Origin of the sequence: Actinomadura oligospora ATCC 43269, from assembly GCF_000518265.1 — a bacterium.
Taxonomy (GTDB): domain Bacteria; phylum Actinomycetota; class Actinomycetes; order Streptosporangiales; family Streptosporangiaceae; genus Spirillospora; species Spirillospora oligospora.
In genome coordinates this window covers 484,216-503,768 of sequence record NZ_JADG01000008.1, presented here as the reverse complement: position 1 = coordinate 503,768, position 19,553 = coordinate 484,216, and the positions used below count along the sequence as shown (strand labels likewise).

Annotated in this window: 16 protein-coding genes; 9 read left to right on the top strand and 7 right to left on the bottom strand. The window is 71.7% G+C overall.

Translation table 11 applies throughout. From position 1 onward, the window contains the following. Nucleotides 1–104: 104 nt before the first annotated feature. Nucleotides 105–575: an RICIN domain-containing protein gene (locus tag P696_RS0114165; protein ID WP_026412857.1), complete on the top strand. Its 471-nt coding sequence runs from the start codon at nt 105–107 to the stop codon at nt 573–575. A gap of 167 nt (nt 576–742) precedes the next feature. On the opposite strand, the gene P696_RS0114160 is transcribed toward P696_RS0114165, so the two are convergent. After that, complete coding sequence (locus P696_RS0114160) at nt 743–1,141, bottom strand: DUF7144 family membrane protein (RefSeq protein WP_034484634.1); 399 nt, start codon at nt 1,139–1,141, stop codon at nt 743–745. Here P696_RS0114160 and P696_RS55890 point away from each other — a divergent pair. Further along, the gene (locus P696_RS55890) at nt 1,140–1,379 is read left to right on the top strand and encodes a hypothetical protein (RefSeq protein ID WP_157429694.1); all 240 of its coding nucleotides are present in this window, start codon (nt 1,140–1,142) and stop codon (nt 1,377–1,379) included. The two genes, P696_RS0114160 and P696_RS55890, sit on opposite strands and share 2 nt — an antisense overlap. A gap of 131 nt (nt 1,380–1,510) precedes the next feature. On the opposite strand, the gene P696_RS0114155 is transcribed toward P696_RS55890, so the two are convergent. After that, entirely contained in the window at nt 1,511–2,158 is a 648-nt protein-coding gene (locus tag P696_RS0114155) for a response regulator (protein ID WP_026412855.1), read from the bottom strand. Next, a complete protein-coding gene (locus P696_RS45400) occupies nt 2,155–3,417 on the bottom strand; it encodes a sensor histidine kinase (RefSeq protein WP_157429693.1) in 1,263 nt (420 codons plus the stop codon). The genes P696_RS0114155 and P696_RS45400 overlap by 4 nt, the downstream gene beginning before the upstream one ends. Here P696_RS45400 and P696_RS0114145 point away from each other — a divergent pair. The 6 genes from P696_RS0114145 (at nt 3,406) to P696_RS0114120 (ending at nt 12,405) form a co-directional block, all read left to right on the top strand. Further along, complete coding sequence (locus P696_RS0114145; RefSeq protein WP_170026440.1) at nt 3,406–5,298, top strand: protein-arginine deiminase family protein; 1,893 nt, start codon at nt 3,406–3,408, stop codon at nt 5,296–5,298. The two genes, P696_RS45400 and P696_RS0114145, sit on opposite strands and share 12 nt — an antisense overlap. Nucleotides 5,299–5,377: 79 nt before the next feature. Then, nucleotides 5,378–6,601, top strand: a complete 1,224-nt coding sequence (locus P696_RS0114140) for an alpha/beta hydrolase family protein (RefSeq protein WP_084337439.1) — start codon at nt 5,378–5,380, stop codon at nt 6,599–6,601. 239 nt (nt 6,602–6,840) lie between these two features. Beyond that, nucleotides 6,841–7,746 (top strand): ABC transporter ATP-binding protein, encoded by a 906-nt coding sequence (locus P696_RS45395; RefSeq protein ID WP_084337437.1) that lies wholly within the window; start codon nt 6,841–6,843, stop codon nt 7,744–7,746. Then, nucleotides 7,740–10,163 carry an FtsX-like permease family protein gene (locus P696_RS45390; RefSeq protein ID WP_157429691.1) on the top strand — a complete coding sequence of 808 codons (2,424 nt, stop codon included), beginning with the start codon at nt 7,740–7,742 and terminating at the stop codon, nt 10,161–10,163. Before P696_RS45395 ends, P696_RS45390 begins: the two co-directional genes overlap by 7 nt. A gap of 266 nt (nt 10,164–10,429) precedes the next feature. Then, nucleotides 10,430–11,740, top strand: a complete 1,311-nt coding sequence (locus P696_RS45385; protein ID WP_170026438.1) for a sensor histidine kinase — start codon at nt 10,430–10,432, stop codon at nt 11,738–11,740. After that, nucleotides 11,737–12,405 carry a response regulator transcription factor gene (locus P696_RS0114120; RefSeq protein WP_026412852.1) on the top strand — a complete coding sequence of 223 codons (669 nt, stop codon included), beginning with the start codon at nt 11,737–11,739 and terminating at the stop codon, nt 12,403–12,405. Before P696_RS45385 ends, P696_RS0114120 begins: the two co-directional genes overlap by 4 nt. 41 nt (nt 12,406–12,446) lie before the next feature. Here P696_RS0114120 and P696_RS0114115 read toward each other — a convergent pair whose 3' ends face one another. The 3 genes from P696_RS0114115 to P696_RS0114105 all read right to left on the bottom strand — a co-directional run bounded on the left by P696_RS0114115 (nt 12,447) and on the right by P696_RS0114105 (nt 15,235). Beyond that, nucleotides 12,447–13,199: an ABC-2 transporter permease gene (locus P696_RS0114115; protein WP_157429689.1), complete on the bottom strand. Its 753-nt coding sequence runs from the start codon at nt 13,197–13,199 to the stop codon at nt 12,447–12,449. 62 nt (nt 13,200–13,261) lie between these two features. Next, entirely contained in the window at nt 13,262–14,182 is a 921-nt protein-coding gene (locus tag P696_RS0114110) for an ATP-binding cassette domain-containing protein (protein WP_026412850.1), read from the bottom strand. A 243-nt stretch (nt 14,183–14,425) separates the two neighbouring features. Further along, nucleotides 14,426–15,235: an SGNH/GDSL hydrolase family protein gene (locus tag P696_RS0114105; RefSeq protein ID WP_026412849.1), complete on the bottom strand. Its 810-nt coding sequence runs from the start codon at nt 15,233–15,235 to the stop codon at nt 14,426–14,428. Between the two features lie 335 nt (nt 15,236–15,570). Between P696_RS0114105 and P696_RS45380 the strand changes: the two genes are divergently transcribed. Continuing rightward, nucleotides 15,571–17,820 (top strand): M9 family metallopeptidase, encoded by a 2,250-nt coding sequence (locus tag P696_RS45380; RefSeq protein WP_051467519.1) that lies wholly within the window; start codon nt 15,571–15,573, stop codon nt 17,818–17,820. Between the two features lie 57 nt (nt 17,821–17,877). On the opposite strand, the gene P696_RS52415 is transcribed toward P696_RS45380, so the two are convergent. After that, complete coding sequence (locus P696_RS52415; RefSeq protein ID WP_051467517.1) at nt 17,878–19,539, bottom strand: serine/threonine-protein kinase; 1,662 nt, start codon at nt 19,537–19,539, stop codon at nt 17,878–17,880. Nucleotides 19,540–19,553: the final 14 nt, after the last annotated feature.

Genomic DNA, 19,553 nt, shown 5'->3' with positions numbered 1-19,553 from the left:
GTCACCCGTGCGATATGTCACCTACAGCACTCGAATGATTACGTTGAGTTCGCGGTCGGTCGGTCTCCGGCCGCTCACGCCGAACGCATCGGAGGTCATCGAATATGACTCTCACCCCGGTTCAACGAAGTCACCTGAGCGGCGTCGGCCTGGCCGCCGCACTCGCCTGCTGCCTGGGCGCCGCGCCCGCCCAGGCGGCTCCGCCGCAGGTGGTGACCATGGACGGCTCGTCGGTCAAGGGCGCCCAGTACAAGGGGACCCGGTCGCAGAGCTTCCGGCTCGTCCAGCAGAAGGACGGCAGCACGGGCATTCGCGCCTTCTACAAGGACACGATGGTGCTGACCATGCAGGACGCGTCCGTCTCAGGCCAGAAGTACGCGGGCAACGCCTGGCAGAGCTTCATGGTGATCAAGCAGAAGGACGGCAGCAGCGGCATCCGCAACTACTACAAGCGCACCGCGCTGACCCTGCGGGGCGGGCGCGTCTTCGGCTCCCAGTACAAGGGCCTCAAGACCCAGAGCTTCAAACTGGTCAAGCAGAAGGACGGCAGCACGGGCATCCGCGCCTTCTACTAAAGAGGCCGGACGGACTACCAGGAGAGACCGGACGGACATGTCGCCGGGTCACGCCCCCATGGGACGGCCCGGCGAACGCCCGTGCCAGGTCGGAGGACGCGGCGGCGGCGAGCGCACGAGCCACGCCTCACCCGGCTGACACCCGCTGAGGCGGTGTGGGACGCGCGTCAGCCCCGAGCGCCGTGGGGCGCGGTGATCAGGCCGTAGATGACCAGGATCGCCAGGACGATGTTGATCACCGACCAGACCGGGAAGGCGGCCAGGAACGCGAACTGGCCGATCATCACCAGGGCCGCGATCAGGACACCGGCCGCGCGCGCCCAGGTCTGACCGCTCAGGATGCCGATGCCGACGACGATCTGGATGATCCCGATGATCAGCCAGATCCAGCCCCAGGCGGTGTAGTTGAAGACCAGGAGGTGGCCGTTGGCGGTGGTGTAGAAGTCGTGCTTGAATAGGCCGACCAGGCCGTCGATGACGTTGAAGACTCCCAGCAGGGTGCCGAGCACGCCGGCGAAGCCGAGCCATCCGGAATAGGTGCCGCGCGGCGCCGGAGTGGTGGTCATGATGAACTCGCTTTCTCACGGCCGGATTGAAGACCAGAAGACGCCCCCCGGTCACGACGAAGTACTTCTCTTCGAACAGCGCCACGAGCCCGTCGATCACGTTGAAGAGTCCTGTGACCAGGGCCGGCAGCCCGGCGAAGGTCAGCCAGCCGGACGTCCGGGAGAAGTCGGAACCGAGGAGTCGCTCAAGCTCTCTCCTTTCCGGATCGGCGGCCCGGCGGCCCGCGTCGGGCCATGAACAATCTCGACTAAAAGCTCCCCGATCCCCCGATTTCGGAAACCGAAGGGCGACCGAATGGGGTGGGACTTGGCGGAGATTTAGGTGGGGCGTTGCCGGACTCCGGCACCCGCCCTCGACCCGCGGGAGGCTTACTCCTGCCCGACCCGTCCGGTCTCCCAGGCCCACGCGGCGATCTCGACCCGGTTCCGGAAGCCGAGCTTGCGGTGGAGGTTGGCCACGTGCGTCTTGGCGGTGCCGGGCGAGATGAACAGCTCGGCGGCGATCTCGGCGTTGGTGTGTCCCCGGGCGACCAGGCTCGCGACCTGCGCCTCGCGTTCGGTGAGGCGCGGGTCCGGTTCGCCTGGGCCGCCCGTCCTGAAGTGGTCGAGGAGGCGCGCGGTGATCGCCGGGCTGATGAGCGCGTCGCCCGCCGCCGCGGCGCGGACGCCCTCGACGAGCAGGGCGGGTCCGGAGCGCTTCAGCAGGAAGCCGCAGGCCCCGGCGCGCAGGGCCGCGTGGACGTATTCGTCCAGGTCGAAGGTGGTGACGACCACGACGCGGAGGGGGTCGGGCACGTCCGGGCCCGCCAGGAGGCGGGTGACCTCCACGCCGTCCCGGCCCGGCATGCGGACGTCGGTGAGCACCACGTCGGGACGCAGACGCCGGGCCAGTTCGACGGCGGCGACGCCGTCCGCGGCCTCCCCGACGACCTGCATGCCGGGCTGGGCGTCCAGGATGATCCGGAAACCACCGCGGACGTCGTCCTGGTCGTCGGCGATGACGATCCGGGTGATCATGGGCGCGAGCGTACACGTCCGGGCAGGGGCAGCACGGCCGTGACCTCCCAGCCGTGATCGCCGGACGGGCCCGCCGCGAACTCCCCGCCCAGGGCCCTGACCCGTTCGGCCAGGCCGCTGAGTCCGCGTCCGCCGCCGAGGCCCCGGAGACCGCGACGGCGGCGCGGGCGGGCGGGGGCGTCGTCCGCGACGCGCACGCGGACGGCTGGACCGGGCACCTCGGTGACGGTGACGTTGATGGCGGTCGCGTCCGGTGCGTGCCGCCGGACGTTCGTCAGCGCCTCCACGACCAGCCGATACGCGGTCGCCGACACCTCGCGGGGCGGGTCGTGGACGTCCACGCTCAGGTGGACGCGCGCGTCGCACGATTCAGCGAACCGGTCTGTCAGTCCTGGGAGGTCGTCCAGGCCGTACGGTCGCGGGCGCGGGTCGTCGTCCTCGGCTTCGTGGAGCATGTGGACGGTGCGGTCCATGGACTCCATCGCGCGCAGCCCGGCGGCCTCGATGCGTTGGAGCGCGGCGCGCGCCACCTCGGGGTCGGGGCTGACCTGGGCCGCCTGCGCCTGGACGACCATGCCGCTCACGTCGTGCGCGACGAAGTCGTGCAGGTCGCGGGCCAGGTCGAGGCGCTGCGCGCGGCGGGCCTCGGCGACCGCGCGGGACCGCCGCGCGTCCAGGCGCCTCGGGTACAGGGCGGTCGCGGCCGTCGTGAGCGCGACGAGGCCGCAGATCACGCAGCCGAGCACCGCGCCGCGCGTCGTCGCCGGTGGGACGACGTGCAGGGTCAGCCGCAGCGGCAGGGCGGTGATCGCGACGAGCATCGCCGTGCCACCGAGCGCGGCGGCACGGCCGGGCGCCCGCCGTACGGTCAGTCCGAGCGTCAGGATCGAAGCGCCCAGTTCGGCGACCCACCACAGTGCCGTCCGGTTGTCGGCGGGCCCGTCGTGAAGGAGGGTCACCACGAGGGAGGCGGCAGCGGCCACGCAGGGGATCGCGGCCCGCCGGACCTGCGGAAACGCGGAAACGGTGATCGCGGCGGCGCACGCGAGCCATGCCGCGCCGGTGATCGGCAGCCCGGTGCGAGGGGCGTCCGCGACGGCCGGTATCGCCGCCGCAGCGAGGATCGCGCCGCACCACGCGGCTCGGCGGTATGCCTCGCGGGCTATGCCGAATGGCCGAGGTGACCGTCCGGAAGATCTGCCGGACGGCCGATGTCGGGCGGGGGTCCCGTCGCCGAGGCTGTCTTCATGAACGATCACTCACGCATCGTAAGCATGGGCCTGGCGGCGCTCGCCTCCGCCGCCGTGGTCGCCGGCCTGGCCGTCCCCGCGGCGGCGGGCGCGCCCTCGCGGGTCATGCTGCGCGCCGACACCGATCGCGACGGCCGCCTGACGGCCGCCGACGACGCCGGACGCGGCGCCTGGTCCGGCGCGCGCGGCGCGATCATGCTGCCGAACCTGGACGACGACCGGTCCCGCTGCCCCAAGGCGGCACCGGACGGCGCGCGGCTCACCGACGCCGCGCTCGCCGCGTGCGACGACGCGTCCGACGACGTGGTGAACGGCGCTTCCGACCTCGCGGACCTCGCGCGGCTGGAGATCCCGGCGATGCGCGACGTCTCCGCCTCCGCGAAGGCGACGCTGCTTCCGGACGCACGCTCACGCGACAAGGTCCGTGTCTTCGTCGAACGCAAGGGCACGTTCGTCGCACTCGGCCCAAGCGGTTCCGTTCGGGTGGACGAGTTGCGTCGTGGGGTCCGGCTGGCGGTCGAGGCGCGCGACGTCATCCGTGATCCGGCCGTCTGGTCGGGGTTCACCGATCTCACCCTGAGCGTCGCCGACCGGGGCGCGACGCGCACCGACCGGGTGCGGCTGCGCGTCGCGCCGGTGCTCTTCCAGAACGACCTCATGCCGCTGAACCGGGTGGTCGTGGCGAACCCCAAGGCCCCCGAGACCCTCGAGGGACGCAAAACCCCGAGCACTCCGGTCGCGGGAGAGGCCGAATACCGTCGTGACATGCGGCGCGCCCTGGACGCGGACGGCCTGCGCAAGCCGTTCGTCGAGTCGCCCGCGGGCGGCGACCAGTGGATGGGCGACATGTACAAGACCGCCTACGCCTCGATGCCGGGGCCGGGCGGGAGCGAACATCGCATCGTGGTCAACCTCAGGTCGCCCGCCGTCACGCCGAACTTCCCCGCGCGTGACCGTCCGCTGCGCGACGCGTCCCGGCCGGTCTTCACCAAGCTGCGCGGGCCGGGCGTGGCGGGGATCCAGCAGTTCGACGCCACCCGCGTCGACCGTCCGGACGACAACCTCTACTACGGCTCCGCCAGCTCCACCGGCAATTTCGGGACGATCCCGCCGTACGCCGGCCACCCCACCGGACGGATCGTGTACGGCGGCGAGGGCGAGTTCACCCCCGACCCGACGTTCACCACGATGCTCGCCGCGCAGGGCTACCAGGATCCGGTCGTCGTGGACACGAGCTGGCTCGGGGTCGGGCACATCGACGAGTTCATGCACTTCGTCCCGGCGCGCAACCGCCGGGGCTGGGCGATGGTGGTCGCCGATCCGCGCATGGGCATGAAGATCCTCCGGGACCTCGCGGGCAGTGGCGGCGGGTCCCAGCGCCTGATCGAGGGCGTCGACCCGTCCAAGACCGACAAGCCCGGGATGACCGTGGCGCAGGCCCTGCGCGACCCGGCCCTGGTGGACGGCACGCGCATCGCGGGCCGGGGCGTCGACAAGGCCCTGCGGCAACTGCGCGAGCAGGCGGGCATCACCGAGAAGGACATCGTCCGTGTCCCGGCCCTGTTCACCAAGCTGACCGTCCCCGAGGGCTACCCGCGCGACGGCCTGACGGTCACCTACCTGCCGGACGCCGCCAACGGCATCGCCACCGGAACCGGCACGCGCGGCTATCTCGCCCCCGCCCAGCACGGTCCGCGACGAAACGGGAAGGACCTCTTCGAGCAGGCCACCGAGCGGGCGCTGCGGAAGGTCGGAACCCACGTCCGCTGGATCGAGGACTGGGACTACGCCCACCATGTCGGCACCGCGGGCGGCGACATCCACTGCGTCACCAACGTCGACCGCGACCTGCGCGGCACGACCGCCTGGTGGAGGACCCCGACGTCCTGAGCGGACGGCGGCAGCGGCGGCACACGGGCGTGCGGCCGGTGTTGACAGCGGCGATCGAGCATGAATTAACTATATATCTATGGATATAGATAAAGTGGTGGCGGCCGGCCGTACCCGCTCTCTGGGGCTGGTCGCCGCCGCGGCCGCACTCACCCTGGCGCTGGCGGGATGCGGCGGCTCGACCGGCCGGGACGCCTCCGCGAACACGTCCCGTTCCGTGACCGCCCGTTCCGTTGCCGCCCACTCCGTCGCTGCACAGTCGTCGCAGAGCCCCGCGCTTCCGCGTCCGGCCGGCCCGCACGCGGTCGGACGCGACGTCCTGCAGGTCGTCGACGCGCACCGCCGGGACCCCTGGGTGCCGTCGGCGGGCGCGCGGCGGCTGATGGTCTCGATGTACTACCCCGCCCAGCCCGGGACGGGCGAGACCGCGCCGTACATGACCACCGAGGAGGCTCGGCTGTTCCTCCAGGCCAAGGCTCCGGGCTCCGCCTTCCCGCCCGCCCTGCTCGCCGCCACCCGCACCTGGGCGCGCGCGGACGCGCGTCCGGAGGACGGCCGCTTCCCCCTCGTGGTGCTCTCCCCCGGCATGACCCTCCCGCGCGCCACCCTCACCGGACTCTCCGAGGACCTCGCCAGCCGGGGATACGTGGTCGCGCTGGTCGACCACACCTACGAGTCCTCCGGCGTCACCTTCCCCAGCGGACGCACCCTCGCCTGTGCCATCTGCGACAAGCCTCCGGCCGGGGGGAATCCGGCCGTCGCCCGGAGCCGGGCCAAGGACGTCTCCTTCGTGCTCGACCGGCTGACCGCTCACCGTCCGTCCTGGCGTCATGCGGGCACGATCGATTCCCGGCGGATCGGCATGGCCGGGCACTCCATCGGCGGCGACGCCACCGCCACGACCATGGCCGCCGACCATCGCGTGCGCGCGGGGGTGAACATGGACGGCACCTTCTTCGCGCAGGTCCCGCTCAGCGGCCTGAACCACCGCCCCTTCCTGATGTTCGGCGCCGAGCACGAGGCCCCGGGCGACGACCCGTCCTGGACGACGGCCTGGACGCGCCTGAACGGCTGGAAACGCTGGCTCACCGTCGCCGGTTCCGACCACGGCACCTTCACCGACTTGGCCGTCCTGAACGCGTGGGCGGGCAGGCCCGGCCCCGGAATCTCCGCGGAACGCGCCGAAGCGGTCACACGCACCTACGTTGGCGCGTTCTTCGACCGGCACCTCAAGGGCGTCCCACGACCGGTGCTCGACGGCCCGTCGGCGTCCAACCCTGAGATCACCTTCCAGCACCCCTGACGAGGCGGCTCCGCCGCCGGCGGCGGAACAAGCGCCTGACCTGGGCGGACGCTCGTACGACGCGTCCGCCCGGGTCTTTCTTGTCCGCGCCGACCGGTCGGTCCCGTCGGGACGGGTCGTCAGGGGTTCTTCAGGGGCGATATCAGGGGTCGGCCCGGAGGTGGCGGGGCCGGGCGCGGCCCTACCTTCGGGGGGCGGCGAGGCCGGGGAGCCTCGCTTCACCCTCTGAAGGCGGAAGCGTGTTCTGGAGAACCTCCTCGTCGGCGTCCTCGCCGGATCCGGCCCCTGCCGGGACGGCCGACAAGCGGGCGGTCGTCAGCCTGGTCGACGTCCGCAAGACCTACGGGAGCGGCGGCGGGGGCCAGGTCGCCGCCCTGGACGGGGTCAGCGTGTCCTTCCGGGCCGGGACCTTCACGGCGATCATGGGGCCGTCCGGGTCGGGCAAGTCGACGCTGCTGCAGTGCGCGGCGGGGCTCGACCGGGTGGACGCGGGAGAGGTCCTGCTGGACGGGGCGCCGCTGCACCGGCTGTCCGAGCGGGCGCTGACCGAGCTGCGCCGGGAGCGGATGGGGTTCGTCTTCCAGTCCTTCAACCTGGTCCCGGCGCTGACCGCCCGGCAGAACGTCGAGCTTCCGCTGCGACTGGCCGGACGCGGGATCGACGCCGCGGCCGTCGACCGGGGGCTCGCCGAAGTCGGGCTCGCCGAGCGCGGCGGGCACCGTCCTTCCGAACTGTCCGGCGGGCAGCAGCAGCGGGTCGCCATCGCGCGGGCGCTGGCGACCAGGCCCAAGGTCCTCTTCGCGGACGAGCCGACCGGCGCGCTCGACTCCCGCACCGCGCGCGACGTCCTGGCACTGCTGCGCCGCCTCGTCGCGGACCACGGCCAGACGGTGATCATGGTGACGCACGACCCGGTCGCCGCGTCCCACGCGGAACGGGTGGTCTTCCTCGCCGACGGCCGGGTCACCGGCGAACTCACCGACCCGACCGCCGAGTCCGTCGCCCTCCGCATGGCCGCCCTGGAACCCGACGACCCCGGAACCGACTCACGCCCCGGAACAGACGCGCGCCTCGGAGCGGACGCGCGCCTCGGAGCGGACGCGCGCCTCGGAGCGGACGCGCGCCTCGGAGCGGACGCGTGTTGAAGGTCGCGGTCGCCACTCTGCGCCATCGGCTGACGGGCTTCGTGGGCGCCTTCGTCGCGCTCGCGCTCGGGACGGCCATGATCGGCATGATGGCGCTGACCCTCGCGGCCACCGCCGGCACGCCGCATCCGGGGCCGCAGCGCTTCAAGGACGCCCCGGTCGTGGTCGCGCCGCCGGGCTTCGAGGGGAACCCGATGAAGGCCCCCGCCGTCCTCCCACCGGACGTGGTGGCGCAGGTCAGCGCGGTCGGCCATGCCACGGCCGACCGCGGGTTCCCCGTCCGCCCCACCGTCGGGCCGTCGTCGGACGTCATCGGCCACCCCTGGTCGTCGGCCGCGTTCGCGCGCTACCGCCTCACGGCCGGACGCGCGCCGGCGGCCTCCGACGAGGTCGTCATCGGCGGCGGTTCCGCGACGTTGGTCGGACGCGGGATACCGGTGGCCACCCGCGACGGCGTCCGCCGGTACCAGGTGGTCGGCGTCACCGGCGCGCTGTGGTTCGAGAACGCGGTGTTCTTCAGCGACATGGAGGCGGCACGGCTGTCCCCTGGCGTGAACGCGCTGGTCACCGACCAGGACCCAGCCCGGTTGTCCAAGCTCGTGGGCGACCGGGCCGCCGTCCTCGCGGGCCGCGACCGGATCCGGATCGACCCGGACGACACCGGCGGATCCGCCGAGTTGTCCAACGCGCGGGGCATGGCGGGCAGCACGACCGGGCTCGCCGTGTGCGTCGCGGTGTTCGTCGTCATCGCGACGTTCGCGTTCGCCACCGAGCAGCGCCGCCGCGAACTGGCGCTGCTGCGGCTGGTCGGCGCCGCGCCCCGGCAGGTCCGGCGCATGGTGCTCGGCGAGGCCCTCCTGGTCGGCGTGGCCGCGGCCACCACCGGATGCGCGCTCGCGCCGCTCGGGACCGTCCCGCTGCGCTCCTGGATGCTCGACCACGGCGTGGCCCCGCCCTGGTTCACGATCCCGTTCGACGTCGTGCCGCTGCTGATCGCCTTCGTCCTCGGCGTGGCCGCGGCGCTGACCGGCGCGGCGGCGACGCTCCCGCGCGTCTCGCTGATCCGTCCGGTCGAGGTGCTGCGCGAGAGCGCGGTGGAGCGCCGCGCGATGACGCCGATCCGGCTCCTCCTGGGCACGGCGATGCTGGCCGGAGCGGTCGTCGCGGGGATCCAGATCGCTCGGACGACGCCCTACCTCGCGGCGACCGTCCGCAAGTACGAGGCGGTCCCGGTGCTCTATGTCGGCGCGGTCGCCCTGTTGTCGCCGCTGCTCCTGCGTCCCGTCACCCGCCTGCTGCTCGCCCCGCTCCGCGGCTCCACGAAGGCCGGGCCCCTGCTGGTCCGCGAGAACATCCTCACGTCCCGGCGCCGGACGGCCGCCATCGTGACGCCGATCGTCCTGGCCGTCGGGCTGGTCGGCACCCTGCTGACGATGCAGAAGTCCGGGGACGCCGCGACGCTCGTCCGGCAACGCCAGGAGGTCCGCGCGTCCGCCGTGGTCATGCCCGGCAGCGGCATGGAGATCGACGCCCGGACGCTCGCCCGCCTCTCCGCCGTTCCCGGCATCCGGGTCACCCCGGTCAGCACGATGAACGTCCGGATCGGAACCGTCCAGGGCGAGCAGATCGACTCCCTGACCACGAACGCGGTGCCCCCACGGGCTCTGAACGACACCGTCCGGCCGCCCGTCCGCGCCGGTTCCCTCGCCTCGCTCCCCGAGAACTTCCTGGTCATCGACGAGCACGCCGCCGAATCCGACGACCTCGCACCCGGCGACCACGTGATCGCCCTGCTGCCGTCCGGCAGGCGTGTCCCGACCGTCATCGCCGCCGTCGTGGCCCGCGGCCCGCACGGCGACGACACCTACATCTCGTCCTCGCTGACCGGCACGACCACCGCGACCCAGGTCTACCTGGACGGCCCTCTCGACACGACCGCACTGCACCGCGCCCTCGCGGGCACCGGCGCCCACCTCATGACCTTCGACGCCTACCTCGCGGCCGAGCGCTCACACGCCAGCCGGCAAACGAACAACGCCGCAGTCGTGATCCTGGGCATCGCCCTGACCTACTCACTGATCGCGATAGCGAACACCCTGGTCATGGCCATGTCCGCCCGCCGCCGCGAGTTCGCCCTGCTGGGCCTCACAGGCACCACCCGCGCCCAGATCATCCGAATCACCGCCGCCGAATCCGCCATCGCCGTCGTCGTTGGCACACTCCTGGCCGCCGTCGCGACCACCCTGGCCGCCCTGACCCAACACGCCTCACTCACCAAACTCGCCCCCACCGCCCCAACCGTCATCCCCTGGCCACAGATAGCCGCCACCACAGCCCTCTGCACCCTCATAGCCCTAGCGACAGCCACCACCACAACCTGGCAATCCACCCGCCCCACCCTCAATAAGCACCCCTGACCGCGCCCCAGGCTCACCAACGTGCCGCCGGATCACCGCACATCCGTCGCGTTCGCTCGTGCACCCAACGTCCGCCGGCCGTGCTGCGTCCAGCGCTGGGCGAGGTGCTTACTTTCGGCGGTAATGGAGCCCCGCGGGCGACTTGTAGCGTGGGTGGGGTGGTACGGGTTGGGTGGGGTGCGCTGGTTTGGGTTGTTGTGGCCATGCCGGTGGTCATTGGTGGGTTGCTGCCGGTTCGGGGGGCTGACTGGCGGTGGTGGGTCGCGGTGGCCGGGGTGGGGGTCATCGGGGCGGCGGTGGCCGGGTGGATTCGGCCGCAGGTGGGGTTGTTGCTGGTCATCGGGCTCACGATGGATCAGGGGAACTTCGCGTTCGCGGTTCCGGTCGTGGCTTACCTGACCGGACGGCGGGCCGCGCAGGCTCGTCCTGTGGTGTGGCTGTTCTCGGCGGTGTTCGTCGGCGGGACGGTCCTCAACCTCGTGCGCGGGATCGACGTGACGCAGTGGTTCCCGCTGACGATCTGGCTGGTGCTGCTCGGGGTCCTGCCGTGGCTTGTGGGGCGGTACCGGCGGCAGTATCAGGCGCTCGTGCGCGCGGGGTGGGAGCGGGTCGAGCAGCTGGAGCGGGAGCAGCGGATCGTCGCCGAGCGGGAGCGGCTCAGGGAGCGTGCCCGGATCGCTCAGGACATGCACGATTCACTGGGGCACGAGTTGGCACTTCTTGCCGTCCGGGCCGGGGCGTTGCAGGTCGCGGCGGATCTGCCGGAGCGTCATCGGAAGGCGGCGGCCGAGCTGCGCGCGGGCGCGGCGGACGCGACCGACCGCCTGCACGAGATCATCGGGCTGCTGCGGGACGAGGCCGACGGGTCGGTCGCAGGGCTGGTGCGGCGGGCGGCCTCGTCGGGGATGGACGTCCGGCTGGTCGAGGACGGTGTTCCGGTGGACGCTCGGACGGCGTACCGGGTCGTCCAGGAGGGGCTGACGAACGCGGCCAAGCACGCGCCGGGAGCGAGTGTTGTGGTGCGGGTCGGCGCGTCGGTGGTGTCGGTGACCAACGGGCCCTCGGAGGAGACGTCGCAGCTCACTGGGGGTGGTAGCGGCTTGGACGGGCTGGCCGGGCGGGTTCGTGACCTGCGCGCGGGGGCCACGGCGGACGGCGGGTTCGAGGTGCGGGCCGTCCTGGAACGGCCGGAGAGCGGTCCGCAGGACGAGCTGACGCGGCACAGGCAGCAGAGGCGGCGGGGGCTGGTCGTGACGTTCGCGGTTCCGGCCGGGCTGGTGGCGGCGCTGTCGGTGGTGATGGTCGGTTACTACGCCTTCGCGACGCTGAACTCGGTGCTGCGGCCCGCCGACTTCGCGGCGCTGCGGGCCGGGCAGGCGCAGGGCGACGTCGAGCGGGTCCTGCCCCGGATGGATCTGATCAACTCCGACGTCGACCGCGTCCGGACGTTCCCGGACCCGCCCGCCGGAGCCCGGTGCCGGTACTTCCGGTCGGACGGGAACCTCCTGGGGCTCGGGGAGGTTTACCGGCTGTGCTTCCAGAACAACAGGCTGGCCACGAAGGACGCGCGGCCGTGATCCGGGTGCTGCTCGCGGACGACGAGGCCATGATCCGGGCCGGGGTCCGGGCGATCCTGTCCGCCGCCCCGGACGTCGAGGTGGTCGCCGAGGCCGGGGACGGGCGGGCCGCGATCGAGATGGCCCGCGCGCACCGTCCGGACGTGGTGCTGCTCGACATCCGGATGCCCAGGCTGGACGGCCTGTCCGCCGCGGCCGAGCTGCGCCGCGCCGTGCCGGGCACGGCCGTCGTCATGCTCACCACGTTCGGCGAGGACGAGTACATCGAGCGGGCGCTGGCGGACGGCGCGGCCGGGTTCCTGCTGAAATCGGGGGATCCGCACGAGCTGATCGCGGGCGTCCGGGCCGTCGCGGACGGGGCGGCGTACCTGTCGCCGCGGGTGGCGCAGCGGCTGATCAGCGAGTTCGGCGGCGGACGCCTGACCCGCCGGGCGACGGCGCGGCGGCGGACCGCGGTGCTGTCGCCCCGGGAGACCGAGGTGCTGGCGCTGGTCGGGGCCGGTCTGTCCAACGCGGAGATCGCCGCGCGGCTGCACGTCGTCGAGGGGACCGTCAAGTCGTACGTGAGCGCGGTGCTGGCCCGGCTGGACGTCCGGAACCGGGTGCAGGCGGCGATCATCGCCTACGAGGCCGGCATGGTGGACGATCCAGACGGGCCGGGCTGAGCCGGACGCTCAGGCGTCGCGGCGCTCAGGCGTCGCGGCGCTCAGGCGTCGCGGCGCACCAGGATGAAACGGCCGAACAGCAGGGACGCGACCGTCCACGCGACCAGGACGGCCAGCCCGATCGAGCCCCGGTAGGGCGCGTCCTCGGCGATCCCCATGAAGGTGCGTCCGGCGCTGCTCGGCAGGTTCTCGGCCAGCGGACGCGACGCCGCGGGCCCCATGAGCAGCATCGGCAGCGCCATCAGGCCGAGGAACGCCGTGGTCAGCGTGCCCGCCGTGCTGCGCAGCAGCGTCGCGACACCGAGGGCGAAGACGCAGACCAGGCCCAGGTACAGGGCGAACGCGAGGATGTCGGACGTCGCGTCCGTCCAGCTGAAGCGGCCCCAGTCCCCCAGCGCGAAGCCCGCGGCGACCGTGCCGACCACGCCGAGCAGCACGCCCAGCGGGATCACCACGGACGTCACGACCAGCGCCTTCGCCGCGAGGACGCGTCCGCGCGACGGCACCCAGGTGAAGGTCGGGCGGATCATCCCGGACGCGTACTCGCCCGTCACCATCAGGATCGCCAGCGCGACCGGGACGAACTGGACCAGGTCGACCGAGCTGATCGCGGTGCCGCTGACCGAGACGATCCCCTGGTCGTCGCCGCTCTGCGCGTTGGTGTTGTTGTCGACGACCGACCGTCCGACGGTGAACGCCATCACCGTCATCAGGCCCATCGAGATCGCCAGCGCCCACCACGTGGAACGCAGCGACCAGAGCTTCGTCCACTCCGCCGCGAACGCGTTCCTCATGCCCCCGCCCTTGCCCATGCCCCCGCTCATACCTCTGCCTTCGTTCATGTCCCCGCCCCCGCTCATGCCCGCGCCTCCACGCGCGGCTCGGCGACGCCGAACTCGACGCTCTCGCTGGTCAGCTCCATGTACGCCTCCTCCAGCGACCGCTGCCGGACGGTCAGCTCGAACAGCGGTATCCCGGCCTCGTGCGCGAGCGTCCCGACCCGTTCGGCGGACGCGTCGGACACGGTCAGTTCCCCGTCCGGCCCGACCATCACGTCCAGTCCGGCCGAGGTGAGGAAGGCGGCCAGCTCGCGGGCGCGCGGGCTGCGCACCCGGACCCGGGTCCCGGACGCGACGACCTCCGCCATCGGGGCGTCCGCGAGGAGCCGCCCGCGGCCGATCACCACCAGCCGGTCGGCGGTCAGCTGCATCTCGCTCATCAGGTGGCTGGACACGAACACCGTGCGCCCCTCGGCGGCGAGCGACCGCATGAGCCGCCGCATCCACAGCACGCCGTCGGGGTCGAGGCCGTTCACCGGTTCGTCGAACATCAGCACCGCCGGGTCGCCGAGCAGCGCCCCGGCGATGCCGAGCCGCTGCCCCATGCCGAGGGACAGCGTCCCGGCGCGGCGGCGGGCGACCGCCTCGAGCCCGACGAGTGCCAGCACCTCGTCGACGCGCCGTCCGGGCAGGCCGTTGCTGCGCGCCGCCGCCAGCAGGTGGGCCCGGATGGACCGTCCGGGGTGGACGGCCTTGGCGTCGAGCAGCGCGCCCACCTCGCGGAGCGGATGCCGCAGCTCGGCGAAGGGACGGCCGTTCACCAGCGCCGTCCCGGCGCTCGGCCGGTCCAGGCCGAGGACCATCCGCATCGTCGTGGACTTGCCGGCTCCGTTCGGGCCGAGGAAGCCGGTCACCTTGCCGGAGGCGATGTCCAGCGTGAGGCCGTCCACCGCCGTCCGTTCCCCGAACCGCTTGGTCAGGTCCCGCATCGTGATCATGCCGACCACGCTAGGAACCGGGCCCGGCCGGGCGGAGCCGACGATCGGCACCGGCCGCCCCCGACTTTCGTCAGGGCGGCGGGGGGAACGCGTCAGCCCCTCGGGGGACCCGAGGGGCTGACCGGGCGGTCACAAGTATTTCTGACCAGGTGGTCACAATGTCGGCCGGATCGCGGACGTCACTTCCGGACGTCAGGTCGGCACGTCATCGCATGACCGAAATAGGACCAGTTTCGCCGCGTCCTACTTGAGGGCGGAGGCGACGCCGTTCTTGAATCCGGGCAGGTAGCCGCTGGACTGGCCGAGCGCGGTCGGGTGGTAGGAGTTCCCGATCGGGATGGTGACCGAGTTCAGCCAGTCGTCGCCCGAGCAGAGCTCGTGGGTGTTGAAGATGGGCCTGACGTCGGAGAACTTGAACCCGGCGCGGGACGAGGCGGCCGAGATCGTGCTGTCGAGGGCGTCCGCGGCGGAGTTCAGGGCGCTCCGCTTGGTGTTGCTCAGGCCGATGCAGAAACCGCTGTTCATGTAATAGAGGTGCGGGTATCCGAGCACCACGAATTTCGCGGACGGGGCCTTCGACTTCATCGACCCGTAGAGCGTGTCGAGTTTCCCGGGAAGCGTGTTCTGCGCGTACGTCTTCGCGTTATTGACCGCCGTGACACAGGACGAGTCGGAGCTGAGCACGCAGGTCTGCATGACGCTGGCGAACCCGGCGTCGTTGCCGCCGACGGTGATGCTGGCGAGGGTGGTCGAGGAGCTGAGGGCGCTCAGCTGGCCGCTGGTCACCGAGTCGGTCGTCGCGCCCGAGCACGCGACGAACCTGAACGACGACGGGGCGTTGGAGTTGGCCCAGAGCTGCGGGTACGCCTTGGTGCTGCGCGAACAGGAGCCGCTGCCGGAGTCGTAGGACCCGGCGCCGACGCCGGCCGAGTAGGAGTCGCCGAGCGCGACGTAGTTCTGTCCGGCGGCTTCCGCCGTTCCGGTGGTGAGCAGGGCGCCGCCGAGAATGACGGCGGTACCGGCGGAGAACGCGAGCAGGCGGGGGACGCGCATGGGGCACTCCTGAAAAAGGGGGGTTGATCACCTCACTTATACATCGCATGGCTAATTGCAGTCCCAGTCAAAAAGTGCGCGCTTTTCGGCGAGATTCGCCATTGACGGGAGGCGGCCTCCGGAGCTTCCCGCGAAACGGGCCGGGCACGCGTCATGTCGCGATCGCGTGACGCGCCGGGGCGGTCACCCAGGGTGCCGGAGCGCATGTCCGTGAACGCCCGATGAATTGGGTCTTGTTAGGACATGTCGCATGTGACATTTTACAGCCGTCCGACAGAAGACCGGCCGGTCTCGCCCGACTCTCCACTCCCCCCGTTCAGAGGAGAAGCTGGCCAATGTCCCCACGCCGATGGGCGACCACGCTCCTGGTCGCCGTCGCTCTCGCGGCCGGAGGCACGGGCGCTCCCGCCCTCGCCGCCCCGTCCCAGCCCACACCCGCCAAGCCCACCCCCACCCGGCACGACCGCGAGATCTCCGGCCCGACCAGGCTGGTCAAGCCGGACGAGATGAACGTGAAGAAGGGCGCCAAGCTCCGCGACCCGCTCACGCCGTCTCTCAAGAACGCTCCCAGGAAGCTCCTCAAGCCGGCCACGCTCTCGCCCGCCGCGGCGGCGGCCTGCTCGGTGTCGGACTTCACCGGCAACACCGGAACAGCGCTGGTCAACGCCGTGAAGGCGGCGTCGGTCGACTGCGTCAACTCGCTGTTCTCGATCACCGGCCAGGACCAGTACGGCGCCTTCCGCGAGGCGCAGATGGTCACGATCGCGAACGCGCTTCGCGACAACGCCACGTCCTACAACGGGACGAACGCGACGAGCACCGAGCAGCTTGTCCTGTTCCTGCGGGCCGGCTACTACGTGCAGTACTACAACCCCGGCACGGTCGGCCAGTACACGAAGACGCTGGCCACGGCCACCGAGGGCGCGCTCGACGCGTTCTACGCCAACGCGGCGTCGAGCACGCTCAGCGACGCGAACGGCGAGATCCTGGGTGAGGCGGTCATCCTGATCGACTCCTCCGCGGAGAACGCCCGCTACCTGTACGTGGTGAAGCGCCTGCTCGCGGCGTACAACAGCGCGTACGACGCGTCCTGGTACATGCGGAACGCGGTGAACAACGTCTACACCGTGTTGTTCCGGGGCCAGTGGGCCGCCGGATACCCGGAGGCCGTGCAGGCCGACCCGAGCATCGTGGACGCGGTCTACTCCTTCGCCCGCGACCACATGAACCTGCTCGGCACCGCCTCGGCGTTCCTGGTCTCGAACGCGGGCGGTGAGACCGCCCGGTTCGTCCAGTACGCGGGGTTGCAGAGCAAGGTGCGCCCGCTCATCAAGAGCCTGCTCGACGGCAGCTCCATCACCGGCACGACCGCGCCGCTGTGGGTGCGGGTCGCGGACGTGGCCAACGCCTACGACGAGTCGAACTGCTCGTCCTACGGCACGTGCGACCTGCCCAACCGGGTCAAGCAGGCCGTCCTCACGAAGAACTACACGTGCAGCGCGAACGTCCTGCACATCCTCGCCCAGGCCGTCACCTCGGACGAGGCGAACGCGGCCTGCACGAGCATGCTGAACCAGAACGCCTACTTCCACAACCTCACCAAGGACGGCGGAACGCCGGTCGCGAACGACAACAACTCCAACATGGAAGTGGTCGTCTTCGCCTCGCCGGACGACTACCAGACCTACGCCGGGGTCATCTTCGGCATCGACACCAACAACGGCGGCATGTACCTGGAGGGCGACCCGTCGTCCACGACGAACACGCCGCGCTTCATCGCCTACCAGCGGTCCGACGACAACGGCTTCGCCGCCCGCATCTGGAACCTCAACCACGAGTACACGCACTATCTCGACGGACGCTACGACCAGTACGGCGACTTCGACGCGTCGACCGTCCGGCCCGACATCTGGTGGGTCGAGGGCGTCGCGGAGTACGTCTCCTACTCGTACCGGAACCTGGCCTACACCGACGCGCTCAACGAGGCCAAGAAGCACACCTACGCGCTGAGCACGCTCTTCGACACGACCTACGCCAACACCAACGTGAACCGCACCTACCACTGGGGCTACCTGGCGGTCCGGTTCATGTTCGAGAAGCACCCGGCGGACGTCACGAGACTGCTCGGCTACTACCGCGCCGGGAACTACGACGCCGCCTACACCTTCACCAAGTCCCTGAACTACGACAGCGAGTTCACCACCTGGCTGGACTCCCTCTCCGGCGGCGGCGGCAACCCGCCCGGTGGCGGCACGACCTGCGACGGAACCGACACGCGCGCTCTCGGAAAGGACTGCACGCGCACCGGGGTCTCCGCGACGGCCGGCAACTACGCGTACTTCTACCTGTACGTCCCGGCCGGGACGAGCAGCCTCACCATCACCACGTCCGGCGGCACCGGAAACGCCGACCTCTACTTCAACCCGAACAACTGGGCCACGACCGGCGCCTACGCCACTCGATCAGCGAACTCGGGCAACTCCGAAACCCTGACCATCACCGGCCTGCGAGCCGGTGACTACAACTACGTCAGCCTCTACGCCACCACCGGCTTCAGCGGCGTGACCATCTCCAGCAAGTACTAGGAAACCGACGGGAACGCCCTCGCGACGGTGTCGTGAGGGCGTTCTCCCGTTTCGGGATCAGGAGGTCGTCTTGCAGGTGGTGCCGTCGGCGAAGACGGGTGAGCGACCTGGGTTGCGCCATTTACAGACGTCGGTCCAGGTGACCGGGATGGAGCTGGGCACGGCACAGTAGTAGTGGCCGCCCTGCTGCATCGAATATGCCTGGCCCTTCGCGTTGCAGTAGCGGTCCATATCCGCCTTGCCAACGGTCCCGAGCGTTTTCGTACCGTTGCCGGGCTTGGATCCGCCACCGCCGCTCTTCGGAGGACGGCTGCTCTTACCGGACGGCTGGGTCGGACGGTTCCCCGACGGGCCGGACGAATTCACCGGGCCGTTCGACGCGGACGACCCGCTCGACGGTTTCTTCGCCGGCTTCCCCGACGACGGCGCGCTCGACGGCGTGGGCGCGGTCGTCGCCCCGCTGGCGAGCGGCGTCGGTCCCGACGCGGCGCGTGGGCCGCCCGGATCTCCGGCCGTCCCGGCCATGTAGGCCGCACCCGAGGCCGCGAGGACCAGGGCGGCGACCGCCGCCGTCAGCAGGACGACCCGGCGGCGCGACCGGCCCGGCGCCTTCCCGTCCGCATCGCCGCCCGGGGAGAGGGCGGCCTGCTGGGACGACGACGCGTCCAGGGCGGCACGGGCGGGCGAGGACGGATCGTCCTGCACCGTGCGACTTGGGGTGGACGCCTCGTCCTGCACCGTGCGAGCGGGCGCCGGCGACTCGTCTTGCACCGTACGACCAGGCGCGGACGGGTCGTCCGACATCGTGCGAGCGGGCACGGACGGCTCGTCCGGCGTGGACGGCTCGTCCGGAACGGCAGGCGCAGGGACCGGGGCGGCGACGGGCGTGGCGCGGGAGGACGGGCCGCGGAGCGCGTCGAGGACGGCGACGGCGGTGGGACGGTCGGCGGGGTCCTTGGCGAGGCAGGCGCGGACGAGGTCGCTGAGCTGCTCGTCCAGATCCGGGAGGTCGGGTTCGTCGTGCAGGATCGCGTGCATGACGGCCGGGATGGAGTCGCCGCCGAACGCGCGGCGGCCGGTGGCGGCGAAGAGCAGGGTGGCGGCCCAGGCGAACAGGTCGGCGGCGGCGCCGATCTCCTTGTTCGCGATCTGCTCGGGGGCCATGTAGGCGGGGCTGCCGACGGCCTGGCTGGTGGTGAGGGACTGGCTGAGGTCCAGGGCGCGGGCGATGCCGAAGTCGATGACGACCGGGCCGTCCGGGCCGAGCAGGACGTTGCCGGGCTTGAAGTCGCGGTGCACGACCCCGGCCTCGTGGATCGCGGCGAGCGCGGACGCGGTGTTGACGGCGAGGCGGTGCAGCGCGGCCCCGGAGCGCGGGCCGGTCGTCCGGACGGACGCGTGGAGGGACGGGCCGTCCACGAACTCGCTGACGATGTAGGGACGGTCGCCCTCGACGCCGGGGGCGATGCCGCTGTCGAGCACCGGCGCGGTGCAGAACGGCGCGACGCGCTTGGCGATCTCGACCTCGCCGAGGAACCGTCCGCGCGCCCGCTCGTCGGCGACCAGGTGCGGGTGCAGCAGTTTGATCGCCACGCGCTGCCCGCCGGGACCGAGCGCGACGTGGACCGTCCCCTGCCCGCCGGTGCCGAGTCGACGTTCCAGCCGGTAGGGGCCCACCGTGCCCGGGTCCCCGGCCCGCGCGGCCGTCGTGTCCGGCACTCCGCCTCCAGTCT